Here is a 16400-nt window from a genome sequence, read left to right on the forward strand (position 1 = left end):
ATTATCCATTTTTTTGTTGAAATCCTTGAAGCATTGCATGTTTTTTGTGGGCATACTGTTCGGTTACCAAATCCAACAATCTCCCCTTAAAGGCGTAGCCCAAAATTCCCAGGCCTACAAGGACCGAAATGGCAATTTCAAAGGATATCAAAAAATGCAATAGGGTGAATAACGCGATGGGCAGCCCAAGCACGGGAAGCATGATCAAAAACTGCACGGCACTGGTCCCCTGCATATTTCCAAACGGGCTTTGGTCCAATTCAATCCTTTTTTTGTTAAAGGACCCAAAGTATAGGATCACCGGGATGTTTATTCCTAGATTATAGACGGCACAGGCCGTGTTCACCAAAAACACCTTCCATCCAAAATACACATAGGGAATGGTCAAAAAGAACATGACCACCACACTAACGGTGATAAGGAGCGCCTTGGACTCCAGGTACTTTCGCAACGGAATGTTCTGGGACATCATCATTCCATAATAAGCGCTGTCCCAAGCCGGTATAAACTGGCCGAAATTCGCCAAAAAGATACCGGTCATAAAAATGCCCAAAAACACGTGCATCCCTACCATATTGGCATAGACTTCCTGGGTATAGAAAATAAGGCCATAAAAAACGAACAACAGGGATATCCAAACCTGGGTTTTGGTCCGTTTGTTTCGCCATATCAATCGTAAATCCAATTGTAAAAATGGGGCCATCTCACCAAAGCGTCTGGTCCAGGCCAAATTGGTCGATTTTGCCTCCTTTGTCTTTCCTTTTAAAGCACCGTCCAAATACAATACACGTTGTAGGTATTTAAAATTGAGGAAATACAGGACAACCAGAATCCCCAATGGGGCGAGAACCGAGATGGGGTAGGCATAGAGGGCATGAAAAATAGATCCAAAAATGGCCTTTATGGAAATGATCCCAAAATATTCCAATCCCCAAAAGGCCACCAATGCCCCAATAATAATTCCTAGGGCCACATCACTCTTATTGATCAAAAAATTGAGAAAGTTGGCACAAAGGGCGATTACCGTCATGGCCAAAAGCCATACCAATACATTCAACGCGGGATATCCCTTGGCCAACAGGACAATGGCAAAGGGGACAAAAGTCACCAAAGTGAGCAGATTGAAGCCGGAAAAAACCGATTTGCCCAAGATATAATTGACAATCTTGGATTTTGGAATATTGTTGATCAGCAATGGTTTAATTTCCATTACGGGCAGTTTTTGCATGAAATACCTAAAAAACAGTTCCGCCAAAACCCAGTAGACCAGAAATTGGCTCAAAACCCACATCGGCCCTTGATCTGGCACTAATTTTCTTAGGATAAAATATAGAGTACCTCCCAGTATTCCCAGGGAAGCCAAAAGATAAAGGCCCATAAAGGCCATAAATATTTTAATCCCCACACTTTTTCCGAACGAAGCCGAACGGAAAAATGCTTTCCATTGCAATTGAATAAATCGTTTGAACATAGGTTGGTGTTTAGTTCGCGATGTTAGTGTCTAAATTAATCGAATTGTTACATAATTCATTTCTATTTTAAAATTTCCTTGAATGCGTTGTGTTTATTTAGCTTTGCAAAAATTTTTGCTATGAGCGATTTTCACGCCTTAAAAGTTGCATCGGTTGACGCATTGACGCCCAATGCCGTAGCGCTTTCTTTTGATGTCCCGACCGAACTGCGGGAAACCTTTGCTTTTCTGCCGGGACAGTATATCACCCTAAAAAAGGAAATGGACGATAAGGAGGTTCGTAGGGCCTATTCCATTTCCTCTGCCCCTTCTTCGGGAAAACTGACCGTGGGCATCAAAAAAATGCCGAATGGTACATTTTCAAAATATGCCAATGGATCCATTTCCCCCGGCGATGTCCTAGAGGTAATGCCCCCGGAAGGACGTTTTGTTTTTGAGCCCAATAGTGAAACAAAGACCATTGCCGCCTTTGCGGCTGGAAGTGGCATTACACCCATTATGAGTATTGCGCAAAGTGTATTGGAAGCCAACGAAAAAAATAGGTTTGTCCTGGTCTTTGGAAATCAAAATCCGGAAGAGACCATGTACAGAAGGCAATTGCTCGATCTTCAAGAAAAGTATACAAATCGATTTTTTATCCAGTGGGTCTACAGCAGGAGCAGTGAGATTGATTGCCTTTTTGGCCGAATAGAAAATGCCACTGTCAATTTAGTCCTAAAAAACAAGTTCAAGGAATTGGACTTTGATACCTTTTACCTCTGTGGCCCGGAGCAAATGATTACCACAGTTTCCAATTCCCTGAAAAACAACGGCATTGCCGAGGAAAAAATCCTGTACGAACTCTTTACCTCATCCGATTCTGAAGTGAACCAAGTTGAAGGTTTGGATGGAAAGACCAAGGTTACCGTGGTATTGGATGATGAAGAACAGGAGTTTACCATGGATCAAAAGGAATTGGTGTTGGATGCCGTTCTAAAAAATGATATTGATGCGCCCTACTCTTGCCAAGGTGGGGTGTGCAGTTCCTGTATAGCAAGGATACTGGAAGGAGAGGCGGAGATGGTCAAAAATCAAATCCTCACGGATAGTGAAGTTGCCGAGGGGTTGATCCTTACCTGTCAGGCCCATGCCAAAACTCCCGTCTTAAAGGTGGATTATGATGATGTCTGACCTTTACAGGTCTTAAGGTCATCCAAATGGCATTATCCGGGTTCCGGTAGGAATCGGTATCATACGTTTTTCCAAAAAAAGGCTTCACCAAAGGGAAAGGCCCTATTTTTTGTTATTTGGTGTTGGGCGCTGCCGTTTGTGATTCCCCGGAAAGAAATCCCTCAATAGCCCCCATACCATAATCATAACCTAAATTATAGGCTTTCTCAATGTTTTTTTTATCAAAAACCCCGATGGTCTCCAACTCTTTTGGCTCAATGGCAATATCACATGCCGCCAGTTTGTCCTTGCAAGAGGCATAGATGGCTAAACTGGTGACGCGCGTTCCCAGTTGCCACGCGTTCTTTAAGTCTTTTTTCTGTAGTTCCCCCGCAATGGAAACATTGCATCCAATGATGATATCGCACTTCCCATCCACATATTCCTTGGGAAAATTGTTCATCACCCCACCATCGGCATATAGGATTCCCCCTATTTCAACGGGACTGAAGACCGGGGTCAACGCCGCCGATGCCAACAACGGACGGATCAATGTTCCCGAATCAAAGGCCACCTCTTTTCCGTTCATAAGATCGGTTGCCAGAACAAACAGCTTCCGCTTTAGGGAAGCAAAGGAATTTTCCGGGAAATACTTTTTAAAAATGTCAAAATACCGATCGGTATCGATAAATCCCGGCTTGTTGAACGTAAAGAAACTATATTGGAACAGGGGGGTGTCCTTAAAAAACTGCAACATCTCATCTATACTGTTCGCATTGGCATATAAAGCGCCGACCAAAGCCCCTACACTGCTTCCAGAAATTACATTGGCCTCCAATCCATGCGCTTCCATCGCTTTTAACAATCCTATATGGGCCATGCCCCGTATGCCGCCTCCGGATAGGACCAACCCAATGCTTCTTCCTTCAAGATTTTTCATTTCAATACGGTATTGCTATTCAAAATTATGGTCTTTCCCAATTTTAGCTGTAATGAAATATCAATTTTTCGACTAAACCTGTATACTTATTTTGTTGTAAGTTTACGTAAACGCTATTTGTGTTCGAAAACCAAACAAATACCGCCGTTTTACTATTTGCCCTAAGTGCTTCCGAAGAGTCAAAATACAAGCACATCCAAAAGGGCGGGTTGCTCTTTCACGTGCTTACTGGACAAACATTGTCCGAGGTAAAAAAAGCCGGGCTTCCTTATTTCCATTTTGATGAAAAACTACAAAAAGGAAGTTCTTTCGGGGAACGGTTTTCCAATGCCATCCAAAATCTTTTCGACAAAGGTTTTAAAAATGTTATTGCCCTTGGCAACGACTGCCCCCAGATAACCAGGAAGCATATCCAATCTGCCGCCCTGCAATTGTCTTCTGGGCAAAATGTCATTGCCCCTTCCAAGGATGGCGGTTTTAATCTTTTGGGAATACAAAGGGATGCGTTTGGAAAACAGGATTTTGAACAGCTCCCCTGGCAAACCGAACAACTCCTATCCAAGACCCTGGTTTATTTTGGGCAACGTGGACAACAGCCAAAATTGCTCCGGGTGTTTTCTGATATTGACACCGTGGCCGATATCGCTTTCCTTCTCAAAACCGTAAGATCATTTTCCAACCGACTTCGCAACGTATTGATGGAGGTACTTCAAACGGTCCAGCACCATTGGCTTTATTCCTTCAGGTATACAAACCTTGCATTTTTTGCACTCCCCTTCAACAAAGGTTCTCCCCTTTCCCTCCCTTCACACTGATTTTTTCACTTTTTAATTCACTGATAATCTGCCCGTACATGGGCATAACATACAACTTATGGCAAACTCATATTATGACCCGGCCGACTTGAAAAAGTTTGGCAAAATCACGGAATGGAGCGAGGAACTGGGCACAAAATTTTTTGATTATTACGGTAAGGTTTTTGAAGAAGGCGCACTAAGTGCTAGGGAAAAGTCCTTGATCGCCCTGGCCGTGGCCCATGTGGTAAAATGCCCCTATTGTATAGACGCCTACACAAAGGATGGGCTCCAAAGGGGTATCACCAAAGAGGAAATGATGGAAGCCGTGCATGCAGGAGCTGCCATAGAAAGTGGCGCCACCCTTGTACATGGTGTACAGATGATGAACAAATACAACAAATTATCAATGTAATAGCTTATGTCCCAGAGTATTTTGCACGAAGTCAAAAAAGCTTCAAAAAAATCGCTGAAGGCGAGGGAAAACGAGTTGGCATCGGTCAACAAACAACTGGAAATCCTCAACGGGGGCATTTTCGCCGATGGGGAACTTCCTTATTTCAAGGATAAGATTGCCAAAACCGGTCATTTTCCCCTACGCCCCAAAAAGCTGGAAATCCTCCAGATCAATGTGGGCTATATGTGCAACCAGGTTTGTGAGCACTGCCATGTGGATGCGGGACCGGACCGAAAGGAAATCATGACCCGTGAAACCATGGAGCAATGCTTGGAGGTCATCAAGAATACCGGGGCCCATACTTTGGACTTAACGGGTGGCGCCCCGGAAATGAACCCAAATTTTAGATGGTTTGTAGAAGAAGCCGCCAAAGCGGGGATACAGGATTTTATTGTCCGTTCCAACCTTACCATCATCAGGGCAAACAAAAAATACCATGACCTTCCCGAGTTTTTTAAAAAACACAATGTACATGTCGTTTCTTCCATGCCGCACTATACCCGTGGGAAAACGGACAAACAACGTGGTGATGGGGTCTTTGACAAGTCCATCAGGGCCTTGCAGGAACTCAATGCCGTGGGTTACGGTATGCCGGACAGTCCACTGCGGTTGGATTTGGTCTACAACCCTTCCGGCGCTTTTTTGCCCGGTGACCAAATGGCCTTGGAAAACGATTTTAAAAAGGCTTTGGATGAAGATTTTGGCATTCAGTTCCACAACCTATTTGCCATTACCAACTTGCCCATTTCCCGCTTTTTGGATTACCTCATCGCCTCGGAAAACTATGAGGATTATATGTATGCACTGGTTGAAGCCTATAATCCCGATGCCGTATCCCATGTAATGTGCACCAATACCATTTCCATAAGTTGGGATGGATGGTTGTACGATTGCGACTTTAACCAAATGTTGGACCTAAAAGTGGCGAGCAAGGTAAAACATATTAGTGCGTACAACGAAGATATATTGAACGACAGGAATATCACCATCTCCCAACACTGCTATGGATGCACCGCCGGAGCCGGAAGTAGTTGTCAGGGCACCGTAGCCTAATCAAAATAACAGTAAACAAAAAACGTATGAGTTACTTAGAAACAACCAACGATTTATATAGGGAAGCTGCCCTAACCCCAGATGTAGGATTATGTTGCACAACCAATCCCATATGGGAACTACCGGGATTGAAGATTCCAAAAATTATGCAGGAAATGAACTATGGATGCGGTAGCACAGTGCATGCCCGTGATCTTTCCAATAATCCAAAAATGCTTTATGTTGGTGTAGGTGGGGGAATGGAACTGTTGCAGTTTGCTTACTTCAACCGCCAAAAAAGTGGGGTTATCGGTGTTGATGTGGTGGACGAAATGTTGGAAGCCAGTAGGCAAAACTTCAAAGTGGCCGAAAAAGAAAACGATTGGTTTAGGTCGGACTTTGTGGAACTACGTAGGGGAGATGCGCTTCATCTTCCGGTTGAGGACAACACTATTGATGTTGCGGCCCAGAATTGCCTGTTCAATATTTTCAAGGAGGAAGATTTAAAGCGGGCCATTGAAGAAATGTACCGCGTGTTAAAACCACATGGCAAATTGGTGATGAGCGACCCCACCTGTGAACAGGAAATGAATGAGACCCTCCGCAATGACGACAGATTACGCGCACTGTGCTTAAGTGGAAGCCTCCCCATCCAACAATACGTTAAGGCATTGACCGATGTTGGTTTTGGCACTATAGAGATCAGGGCAAGAAAACCCTATCGTATCCTCGACCCCAAGAACTATCCTACCAATGAATTGATCTATATTGAATCCATTGAAGTAGCTGCAATCAAAGATTCCATGCCGGACGATGGTCCTTGTGTATTCACTGGAAAGGCCGCCATTTACTTTGGCAATCAGGATTATTTTGACGATAACAAAGGCCATGTATTGCTTAAAAACCAACCTTTGGCCATTTGCGATAAAACTGCAGGGGCACTGGCATCATTGGAAAGGGAAGATATTTTTATCAGCAAATCTACCTACCACTATGATGGTGGGGGGTGCTGTTAAGAAATTATATTGAGGTTTGTTGGCGCATCGTGGCTTTAATTCAAGGCTTGCTTAAGTGCGTTTTCCATTCACATCCTTCTTGGGCATTGGGATAGATCGTTCTTGTACCAAATAGGTGCTTGGACGTTTCGTTTTATCCGAAAAACGTTGCCCTTAAACGAGAAATCATTTTTAGCGGTCGGCCAATTGTTTCCAAAACAATCGGAATACTAACCTCATATCGATTTTTTATCGCGCTTTGTCCCATAAGATTTATCCTACAATGATATAATTGGAGCTTTGTAGTGTCCGGAGGTTTTAGATTCGGGCCAAACCCAAATCCTATGGAAACTACCCTACAGCACAGTAAAGCATTGCATTTGTATCGCGCTAAAGGTCTTGAACTCTTTTACAAGAATGGATACTGCAATACTTCCTTGGAGGAACTATGTGACTCCCTTTCCCTCTCCAAAAAAGTTTTTATTGACAGCTTTATGTCCAAAGAAGATTTTTTTATCGGGATTGCCCAGAGCCTTATCCTTCAAAATACCCTTAACCTGCTTATTGAACCCGTAGCCTACAAGCAAAGTCCATTTCCATTGATTTTGGACGTCATCGATCTGGAACTTGAAAAGGCCATTAACAGCGTAGCCGACAATGGTAGCATGCTGTTCAACTTTATTACTGAATTCAACAATAAAAACCATCGCATCAACAAATACCTCAAGGACATCCTAAAAATCTGGGAAATCAATCTGGTCTCCCTATTGCGAAAGGGACAATTGGACGGTTACGTAAACAAGGATGTGGATTGCAATGGTGTTGCCAATTATATCATATCTTCCTATATGGGCGCCCGGACATTAATGGTAGAGGGAAATTCGCAGTTATTGGCAAATCAGTATATACAACAGCTCCGTTATTACTTTTACAGCATCTCCAATAAATACAATTAAACCTTAACCCTTTCCAAGACTTCAACAAGCTTGTTTGCAACTGCCGTTGGCGGAATTGAATTAATGGCATCTTTGTAATGCTCGGGGTATTTGTTTCCATAAACTGAAGTTGGAATCCCTGGGTAATTCTTTCGATCGGGAACCATACCGTTTTCCAAAGGCTGTTGGTAGGGAGCAAATCCTGCGAAAGGATGGGTAACCCCCCAAACAGTAACCACGGGAACACCATAATTTGCCGCCAGATGGCCATTTCCACTATCCATGGCCAACATAACGTCCAAATGGGATATCAAGGCCAATTCCTCTTTAAAGGTAAGCTTGCCAGCGACCGATTGTACTTGATCATCAAATTTTTCCTGGAGCATCCCCAATTGTTCCACCTCTGTTTTTCCTCCCCCAAACAACAAAATGCTACAATCTATTTTGGATTGCAGTAGTGCTATCACCTCCTCAATTAAGTCCAATCGGTATATTTTGCTGGGATAGGCTGCAAACGGGGCTATTCCAATGTGTTTCTTCTTTTGGGGCTTATAAAAATTCGCTGCGTTTCCGGACAACTCCTGTTTTGGCAAACAATGGTCTTCTTCTCCCCCAATTGGAAAACCCAATTTTTCAAAGACCTCCCGATAGCGTTCCATAGTCGATTTTAAGGGTGCGAATATTTTGTTTTTCGTCCTTGTCAGCTTTTTTTTCGCGCTACGTCCTTTATCAATTTTTTGTGTCGGGATGCCAATCGTCATAAAGAAAAACCGCAGCAGGCTACTTCTTAGCACATGATGTAAATCGGCCACATGGGTCACGGAAAGCTTTTTCAGCTCCCTAAAAAGCTTCCAAAGTCCAAAAACACCTTTGTGTTCCGTTTTTACATTTGCCGAAAACACACTGACCCCTTCCACGGAATTGAAAATGGGCAAAAGCTGTGGTTTGGTCAGAACCGTGACCTTAACCTCAGGATGGTTTCTTTGTAAGGCAAGAACCACTGGAACGGTCATCGCAACATCTCCCATTGCGGAGAGACGAATGATCAAAATATGTGGAACATTAGCCCTTTTGGCCACGAAGGACAGGGTTTAGTTCATCATCATTGTACATTTTCATCTGTTTGTACACCTTCATATATTTTCTGCCATTTTCAATATCATGAATCAATTGATCAATAGCAGTGGAAAGGTCATTGCGTTGTTCTTGGAGCACATCCAGTTTCTTTTGACATTGCCTTATATGTTCACTGGTGGCGTCTTCCCTGTCCACCTCTTCTTTCATATGATAGATTTTCAAGGCCAGGATGGACAATCTATCAATGGCCCAGGCCGGACTTTCCGTATTGATACCGGCACCTTCCAGAATTTGGACCGACCGGTATTTGTTCAAAAAATAGCTGTCTATGTACTCTACCAAATCCGTTCTGTCCTGATTGCTCGCATCAATTTTTCGTTTTAGTTCCAAGGCTGCAACGGGTTCTATTTTTGGATCTCGGATCAAATCCTCATAATGCCACTGCACCGTATCTATCCAATTCTTTCTGTACAACAGGTGTTCTATACTATCTGAAGGGTAGGGATTTGTAAAAGGTTGGTTTACATCATCCAAAACATGGTACTTTTTTATGCTTTCTTCAAAAATGAAAATGGCGGTATCTGTGAACATATTGTTGTTTTTTGCAAAGATACATTATTGAAACAGCCTTATCACAAAGCTGAGTATGGGAAGGGCTATACACGCAATGATCAATGTTTCCTTGAACCTTTGCTTTTTTATGGTCTCGATATAATTGGCCAAGAACACCGAAGCCGCAAAAAAAGAAAGGAGCTCCATCCCACTTTCGTTGCCACTGGAAAGTACCAATAGCAAAACTGTCAAAACCAAATAAGCAAAGGTCAACCGCAATGACAAGGTTCTCCCCAACCTTCGATACCCCATTTTTCCAAATACCACAAAAACAGGAATTAAGATCAATATGAGGTAAATTATAATTCCATAATTGGGTTGAAGAAAAAAGTGCAAGGAGGTAGAAAACCGGTAATGTGAATGGAAAAAACCGGGGTCGACCAAAACCTGCATACTTGCCAAAACCAACAAAAGGACACAGCACAAGGCAGCTAAGGGCATCAACCAGAATCGCAATTGTCTGCCGCAAAAAAAACCAATGGCAATATAAAGGGGAACAAGAAAAAGAATTGCCCAGTCCACAAACAAGCTGGCCACCAAGGTCCACAATGCCGACTCAAACACTTTTTCCTTTTGGTTTTTTTCGCTTTTCAACGCCAACGCCCTGTCCCAGGACATGACCAAAAAAAAATTACAGAATATGATCTTGGTATTCTCCAGGACATCAAAAAAAACAAAGAGCAATAAGGAAAAAAACAACATGGCAAAGGAATTGTCCAGTGTCAATTTCTTTTTCTGTACAATATTGCCCAAAAGAAAAATGGAGAGCACCAGGGACACCGACGCCAGAATCCGTTCAAAAACTTCAGCGTAGTTCAACTGGAAACCATGGAGCTTAAAAGTCGCCGCCCAGAAAAGTAACATGGCCAATCCCAGCAACACCAGAAAGTTTATAGGTTTTGTCTTGTCGAAAAAAGTAGAAATCATGTCTTCTTTTCGGACTTATTAATTGGCTTTTATTACTTTTGCGAAGTAAATATAGCTAAGATGAGCAGGTTTTTTTATGGTATTGAAGACTTATTCGTAAACGTACTTTTTTGGCCTTTTGACTTTTTCCGCTTCATGGAAAGCTGGTGGACCTCCAATGCCATCAATTGGATTTTCATGATCATGGGTCTTGTGGCCATGGTCTATTGGATGGGACAGCTTAAGATTTTCGATTCCAATGGGGAAGAGGACAAGAGCATTACCTCACACTCCTATCTTTAGCTTCAACTAGCCTTAGCGACCGAAATATAAGCGTTTCTGGTTTCCTGGGTTTTTTATAGGTCAAACCCGATATCCTTGCGGTAGTACATCCCATCAAAACACAGTTTTTCCAAATTGGAATAGGATAAAGCCAAACCTTCTTCATGGTCCTTACCGAATGATGTCATGGCCAATACCCTACCTCCGTTTGAAACTACCTTATCCTCCATCTTCTTTGTCCCTGCATGAAAAACAATGGAATTGTCAATCGACTCAAGGCCCAGGATTTCCTTGCCTTTTTCGTAGGCTTCCGGATACCCTCCTGAAACTGCAATAACCGTGGTGGCCGCACGGTCATCGATTTTCAATTCAACTTTGTCCAAGGCTTTGTCCATCACGGCCCTGAATACCTCGACCAAATCATTTTTTATCCTTGGGATGACCACTTCAGTCTCTGGATCCCCCATACGAACGTTATATTCTATAACTTTTGGTTCCCCACCAACTTTGATCAAGCCAATAAACAGAAATCCAACATAAGGAATCCCGTCTTTTTTTAATCCTTTTATGGTGGGTTTTACAATACGTTCTTCTATCTTTTTATAAAATACATCGTCTACAAAGGGAACGGGGGAAATTGCGCCCATTCCGCCCGTATTGAGGCCTGTATCGCCTTCCCCTATACGCTTGTAGTCCTTGGCCATGGGCAGTATCTTATAATGTTCCCCATCGGTAAGTACAAAACAGCTCAGTTCCGTTCCATCCAAAAATTCTTCAATGACCACTGTTCGACTGGCATCACCAAATTTTGAATCGACCAGCATGGTCCTTAGTTCGTTTTTGGCCTCTTTTAGGTCATTCAAAATCAACACTCCCTTCCCTGCGGCCAATCCATCTGCCTTTAACACGTAGGGTGGTTCCAAAGATTCAAGGAACTTGTACCCTTCCTCCAGTCCATCGGCCGAAAAACTTTGATATGCCGCCGTGGGAATGCTGTGGCGAAACATGAATTCTTTTGCAAACTCTTTGCTGCCCTCCAGTGTGGCCGCTAATTTTTGGGGTCCTATTACCGTGACGTTCTTAAGTGACTCCTCTTTTAGGAAAAAATCATGGATCCCTTCCACCAAAGGAACTTCGGGCCCAACAACCACAAGGGTTATGCCTTCTTTCAGGACCAACTGTTTGATGCCCTCAAAATCAGAAACCCCAATATCGCTATTTGTGGCGATGGTTGCGGTCCCCGCATTACCGGGTGCAACAAAAAGGTTGGTGCTATTTTTACTTTGGGAAAGTTTCCATGCTAACGTGTGCTCACGACCTCCAGAGCCCAGGACAAGTATGTTCATTCAGAAATTTTTTCAAATGTACTTACAATGAAACGAACATGAATTTTTTTGATCAAAAATTCACACAGTGATAATGATTAAAATAAATTCATGTGAGAACGAGTGCAACGAGTGGTCGCATGAGTTCTCAAATTTTTAAGTAGCTTATTTATAGGTAATTAAAAATTTTAAACACATGAAAAAATAAGAAGGTAAATCCGTCTATTTTCTGTTGACTTTTGAGAAATCCCGATGCTCTGTTTTTTCAAGATCCTCTTTTGAAAGGGTCTTGAAATATTCAAAGGTTTTCCGCATGCCTTCCCCCCGGCCAACCTTAGGTTCCCAACCCAATATTTCCTTCGCTTTTGAAATATCCGGTTGGCGCTGCATGGGATCATCCTTGGGGAGGGGCTTGTAGACTATTTTTTGATCTGTCCCCGTCAGTTTTATGATCTCCTCGGCAAACTGTTTAATTGTAATTTCATTGGGGTTTCCAATGTTCATGGGTAGGGTATAGTCACTCATCAACAACCGATATATGCCCTCTATTTCATCATCCACAAAACAGAACGATCTTGTTTGGGAACCATCTCCAAAAACGGTCAAATCCTCACCACGCAAGGCTTGACCCATAAAAGCGGGAATGACACGGCCATCGTTCAAACGCATTCGTGGACCATAGGTATTAAAAATACGCACGATCCGTGTGTCCAAACCATGAAAGCGATGATAGGCCATGGTAATGGATTCTTGGAAGCGTTTCGCTTCATCATAAACCCCCCTGGGCCCAATGGTATTTACGTTTCCATAGTATTCTTCCGTCTGCGGATGCACCAAGGGATCACCGTAGATCTCAGAAGTGGAAGCAATCATAAATCGGGCTCCCTTTTCCTTTGCAAGCCCTAAAAGGTTATGGGTTCCCAAAGCACCCACTTTTAAGGTCTGTATCGGAATTTTTAAATAATCTATTGGACTGGCAGGCGAAGCAAAATGAAGGATGTAATCCAGCTCCCCCGGAACATGCACAAACTTGGTGACATCATGGTGGTGAAACTCAAAGTTTTCCAAGGGCATTAAATGCCCAATGTTTTTTAAATCCCCTGTGATGAGGTTGTCCATCGCAATAACATGGTGTCCCTCGGCGATGAAACGGTCACATAAATGAGAGCCTAGGAAGCCAGCGGCGCCTGTGATTAGTGTTTTTTTCATGTTCTAATCTAAATTACTGTCTCCAATTTTATAATAAACAAAACCTATCTCTTGCAATTGCTTTCCATCCAAAACGCCCCTCCCATCAAAAATAAACGCAGGTTTCAACATGTCCTGAAATATTCTTTTCCAATCATAGGTCGTAAACTCATTCCATTCAGTTAAAATTGCTACAGCATGTGCGCCCTTGCAAGTTTCGTATGGATCGTTGTTCACTTTCAATAAGTCTCGATTCTCTTTTTCCGGCCTTGTTCCCAAATAGTCCAAATCTGCATAAATACGTTCTTCAGATACTTTAGGGTCATACACAGAGATGTTTGCCTGTTCAGACAATAAATTATCAGCTACATAAATCGCTGCCGACTCTCGAGTATCATTGGTGTCTTTTTTGAAAGCCCATCCCAAAAAAGCAATTTTCTTGCCCGAGACCGTGTTATACAGCGTACTTATGATATTGTCGGAAAAGCGATTTTTTTGATGGTCGTTCATTATAATGACCTGCTCCCAATAATTGGCCACCTCGTTAAGCCCATAACTCTTTGCAATGTATACGAGGTTCAATATATCTTTCTGAAAACAAGACCCCCCAAAACCAACGGAGGCCTTCAAAAACTTTGGGCCAATCCTACTGTCCATTCCTATGGCCTTTGCCACTTCATTAACGTCTGCGCCCGTCTTTTCACAAAGCTCTGACATGGCATTGATTGAGGACACACGCTGGGCCAAAAAAGCGTTTGCCGTCAATTTTGACAGCTCAGATGACCACACATTTGTGGTTAGAATTTGTTCCCTTGGAATCCAGTTGGCATAGATACCGACCAATGCTTGAATGGCTTCCTGGCCTTCTGGTGAAGTTTCTCCGCCTATAAGAACACGATCTGGATTCAACAAATCTGAAACTGCAGTTCCTTCGGCCAAAAACTCAGGGTTGGACAATACCTGGAATTTTACATTGTTTCCTGTATTATCCAAAATACTTCTAATTGCGGAAGCCGTTCGTACTGGCAGCGTTGATTTTTCCACTACGATCTTATCTTCTTTTGCCACCCTTGCTATTTGACGGGCACAAAGCTCAACATATTTTAAATCGGCAGCCATCCCTTTTCCCTTGCCATAGGTTTTGGTAGGGGTATTAACCGAAATGAAAATCATTTCTGCCTTGGCAATACCTTTATCCACTTCGGTGGAAAAAAAGAGGTTTACCCCGCGGGCATCTTTCACGACCCCAGCAAGTCCAGGCTCATAAATTGGCAATTTATCAAGGTCTGGATCATTCCAGGCGTCAATTCTTTTTTGGTTTAAATCGACAACCGTCACCTTTACGTGGGGACATTTTTGGGCAATTACCGCCATTGTCGGGCCGCCAACATAACCGGCCCCGATACAGCAAATGTTCTTTACCTGCATGAAAAATCAATGGTTTTTAGAAAAGCAAAAATACTATTCTAAACATACCTTTTAATCAGAATGAAGGTTTTTTTGAAATCAATATGCCTTTTCTTCTCCTTTGAAGCCTTGGGAATTGTTTGAAAAAAGATTCCTATATCCAAAAACAAGGATTGGTTTTCCACATAAAAACATTGTATTTAATTTGGTTCTGAACAAGGGCACGTTTCCACCTCCCCTCAATACCCCCTTACCTGCGGTCGGTCCACCGGCCAAAAAGCTTTGATAGGGCAGGGATATTGTGGCAAAACAAGGTCTCCATATACCTCGGAACTTGAGCTGCCAAAATTCCAGCATCATGGGCCTTCGCCAATCCCAATTGGTTAAGTGCGCCCATGCAGTCCCCTTTTAAAATCCCTATTGGGATTTTCAAATAGTCTATTGCGCTAACAGGTCAGGCAAAGTGGAGGATGTGATCCAGTTGGCCCGTCATGCACAAACTTGATAACATTATGATGGTAAAACCCAACGTTTTCCAAAGGCATTAAATGCCCAGTATTTTAGACCTCCAGCTAGGGGATTGTCCATCGCTATGACACGGGAGGCTCCGCAATGAAATGGTCACACAAATGGGAGCCAAGGAAGCCGGCAGCACCGGTGATTAGTGTTGTTTTCAAGTGGAATCTTTTTGCTTTTTTTGAGTTGTCTTTGTTTTTCCTTTTAGTGATTCTATTTTTCGCTTTAGGAGAATCTTTTGTTTGAGCGTGGTGAAATTATAGTTGTATTTAAAGAACACATATGCCAGGAAAATAACCACTGTCACCAACATAATGACCATGCCCAGATTTTTTGCTTTGCTTCCAAGTATAATAAAAAGGACAACAAAGATGATATTAAAACAGCCTATTATGAAACTGGCTTGTTTATGTGAAAGTCCCCAAAAATCAATGAGCACATGGTGTATGTGATTCCTGTCAGGTGAAAATGGTCCCTTTTTATTGGCAAGTCGTATAGTAAAAACCCTTGCTGTATCAAATAGGGGTACTATTAAAATACTAATTGCAATTAATGGTGCATTTTCCAACAGGAAGGGCAATCCTTCATACGACTCAGGTTTCAAAGCTAGGAACTTTAGAGTAAGAATACTAATAATAAAACCAACAATCAAAGACCCCGTATCGCCCATAAAAATCTTTTTGTCTGATGAGACATTAAACCCAAAAAAAGCCATTAGGCATGCGTTCATAGTAATAGCAATTAGGGCAAAAAAGTATTCTTCCGAAAGGTAAAAAATTGTTGTATAAATGATCATAATAACAATTCCCACAATGGATGCTAAGCCATCTATGCCATCAATTAAGTTATAGGAATTAATAATAGTCAACATTAAGAAGCCCGCTATTGCCAAATACAGAAAGAATGGGATTTCGTAGATATTCAAAAAACCATTCAGTGATTCTATCACAAAACCATCATTGGCCAAAACGAAAGTTATAGCACAGACTTGTGCAATCAACTTTGAACCCGGAGAGAGTACCACCAGATCATCTTTTAAACCAATTATGAATAAAATGGTCAATCCTGGTATTATATAAATGTCTTCTCCTGAAACATGCCAGTTCTTTATAAAAAAAAACGCAAAAATTAATGTAAAATAGAAAGATACTCCTCCTAAAGTTGGAGTTCTATCCCTATGTGAGCTCCTATTATTGGGATTATCCATCAACCTTTTATATTCTACCACTCCAATGATTTTTGGAATTGTAAGATACACCAATAGAAAAGCCCCGATAAAAATCAGTATGGCAGTTTCCAGAAAGTTCATTCTTC

General features: G+C 42.3%; 16 protein-coding genes and 1 pseudogene. 7 read left to right on the plus strand and 10 right to left on the minus strand.

From position 1 onward, the window contains the following. Nucleotide 1: 1 nt before the first annotated feature. On the minus strand, nt 2–1471 hold the full coding sequence (locus L0P88_RS09695) for a DUF5687 family protein (protein ID WP_247134385.1): 1470 nt from the start codon (nt 1469–1471) through the stop codon (nt 2–4). A gap of 120 nt (nt 1472–1591) precedes the next feature. On the opposite strand from L0P88_RS09695, the gene L0P88_RS09700 reads away from it, so the two are divergent. Continuing rightward, on the plus strand, nt 1592–2641 hold the full coding sequence (locus tag L0P88_RS09700; RefSeq protein WP_247134386.1) for a ferredoxin--NADP reductase: 1050 nt from the start codon (nt 1592–1594) through the stop codon (nt 2639–2641). A gap of 112 nt (nt 2642–2753) precedes the next feature. Here the strand turns inward: L0P88_RS09700 and L0P88_RS09705 are convergent, their stop codons facing one another. Beyond that, entirely contained in the window at nt 2754–3560 is an 807-nt protein-coding gene (locus L0P88_RS09705) for a patatin-like phospholipase family protein (RefSeq protein ID WP_247134387.1), read from the minus strand. 119 nt (nt 3561–3679) lie between these two features. Between L0P88_RS09705 and L0P88_RS09710 the strand changes: the two genes are divergently transcribed. The 5 genes from L0P88_RS09710 (at nt 3680) to L0P88_RS09730 (ending at nt 7794) form a co-directional block, all read left to right on the plus strand. Beyond that, nucleotides 3680–4375 (plus strand): DUF2064 domain-containing protein, encoded by a 696-nt coding sequence (locus tag L0P88_RS09710; RefSeq protein ID WP_247134388.1) that lies wholly within the window; start codon nt 3680–3682, stop codon nt 4373–4375. Between the two features lie 58 nt (nt 4376–4433). Further along, nucleotides 4434–4769 (plus strand): arsenosugar biosynthesis-associated peroxidase-like protein, encoded by a 336-nt coding sequence (locus tag L0P88_RS09715; protein WP_247134389.1) that lies wholly within the window; start codon nt 4434–4436, stop codon nt 4767–4769. A gap of 6 nt (nt 4770–4775) precedes the next feature. Then, entirely contained in the window at nt 4776–5864 is a 1089-nt protein-coding gene (arsS, locus tag L0P88_RS09720; protein ID WP_247134390.1) for an arsenosugar biosynthesis radical SAM (seleno)protein ArsS, read from the plus strand. Nucleotides 5865–5890: 26 nt separating this feature from the next. Then, complete coding sequence (gene arsM / locus L0P88_RS09725) at nt 5891–6859, plus strand: arsenosugar biosynthesis arsenite methyltransferase ArsM (protein ID WP_247134391.1); 969 nt, start codon at nt 5891–5893, stop codon at nt 6857–6859. Between the two features lie 323 nt (nt 6860–7182). Next, on the plus strand, nt 7183–7794 hold the full coding sequence (locus L0P88_RS09730) for a TetR/AcrR family transcriptional regulator (protein WP_247134392.1): 612 nt from the start codon (nt 7183–7185) through the stop codon (nt 7792–7794). On the opposite strand, the gene L0P88_RS09735 is transcribed toward L0P88_RS09730, so the two are convergent. From L0P88_RS09735 to L0P88_RS09745, 3 genes are read right to left on the minus strand one after another with little or no spacing between them, the layout of a single operon-like run. Next, nucleotides 7791–8852 (minus strand): glycosyltransferase family 9 protein, encoded by a 1062-nt coding sequence (locus L0P88_RS09735; RefSeq protein ID WP_247134393.1) that lies wholly within the window; start codon nt 8850–8852, stop codon nt 7791–7793. The genes L0P88_RS09730 and L0P88_RS09735 overlap by 4 nt on opposite strands. Beyond that, a complete protein-coding gene (locus L0P88_RS09740) occupies nt 8836–9441 on the minus strand; it encodes a DUF4254 domain-containing protein (RefSeq protein ID WP_247134394.1) in 606 nt (201 codons plus the stop codon). The genes L0P88_RS09735 and L0P88_RS09740 overlap by 17 nt, the downstream gene beginning before the upstream one ends. Before the next feature lie 24 nt (nt 9442–9465). Beyond that, nucleotides 9466–10389 (minus strand): hypothetical protein, encoded by a 924-nt coding sequence (locus tag L0P88_RS09745; protein ID WP_247134395.1) that lies wholly within the window; start codon nt 10387–10389, stop codon nt 9466–9468. Nucleotides 10390–10449: 60 nt separating this feature from the next. On the opposite strand from L0P88_RS09745, the gene L0P88_RS09750 reads away from it, so the two are divergent. Then, nucleotides 10450–10671 carry a DUF6341 family protein gene (locus L0P88_RS09750; protein ID WP_247134396.1) on the plus strand — a complete coding sequence of 74 codons (222 nt, stop codon included), beginning with the start codon at nt 10450–10452 and terminating at the stop codon, nt 10669–10671. 53 nt (nt 10672–10724) lie between these two features. Here L0P88_RS09750 and purD read toward each other — a convergent pair whose 3' ends face one another. The 5 genes and pseudogenes from purD to L0P88_RS09775 all read right to left on the minus strand — a co-directional run bounded on the left by purD (nt 10725) and on the right by L0P88_RS09775 (nt 16395). Beyond that, entirely contained in the window at nt 10725–11996 is a 1272-nt protein-coding gene (gene purD / locus L0P88_RS09755; RefSeq protein WP_247134397.1) for a phosphoribosylamine--glycine ligase, read from the minus strand. Between the two features lie 201 nt (nt 11997–12197). Beyond that, nucleotides 12198–13184 (minus strand): UDP-glucuronic acid decarboxylase family protein, encoded by a 987-nt coding sequence (locus tag L0P88_RS09760; protein WP_247134398.1) that lies wholly within the window; start codon nt 13182–13184, stop codon nt 12198–12200. A gap of 3 nt (nt 13185–13187) precedes the next feature. Then, nucleotides 13188–14591, minus strand: a complete 1404-nt coding sequence (locus tag L0P88_RS09765; RefSeq protein WP_247134399.1) for a UDP-glucose 6-dehydrogenase — start codon at nt 14589–14591, stop codon at nt 13188–13190. Nucleotides 14592–14869: 278 nt separating this feature from the next. Beyond that, nucleotides 14870–15247, minus strand: a pseudogene (locus L0P88_RS09770) (NAD-dependent epimerase/dehydratase family protein); the annotation flags it as partial. Further along, nucleotides 15244–16395 carry an MraY family glycosyltransferase gene (locus L0P88_RS09775; RefSeq protein WP_247134400.1) on the minus strand — a complete coding sequence of 384 codons (1152 nt, stop codon included), beginning with the start codon at nt 16393–16395 and terminating at the stop codon, nt 15244–15246. The gene L0P88_RS09775 and the pseudogene L0P88_RS09770, both read right to left, overlap by 4 nt. Between the last annotated feature and the right edge of the window lie 5 nt (nt 16396–16400).

The organism is Muricauda sp. SCSIO 64092 (assembly GCF_023016285.1).
In the GTDB taxonomy this organism is placed as follows: domain Bacteria; phylum Bacteroidota; class Bacteroidia; order Flavobacteriales; family Flavobacteriaceae; genus Croceivirga.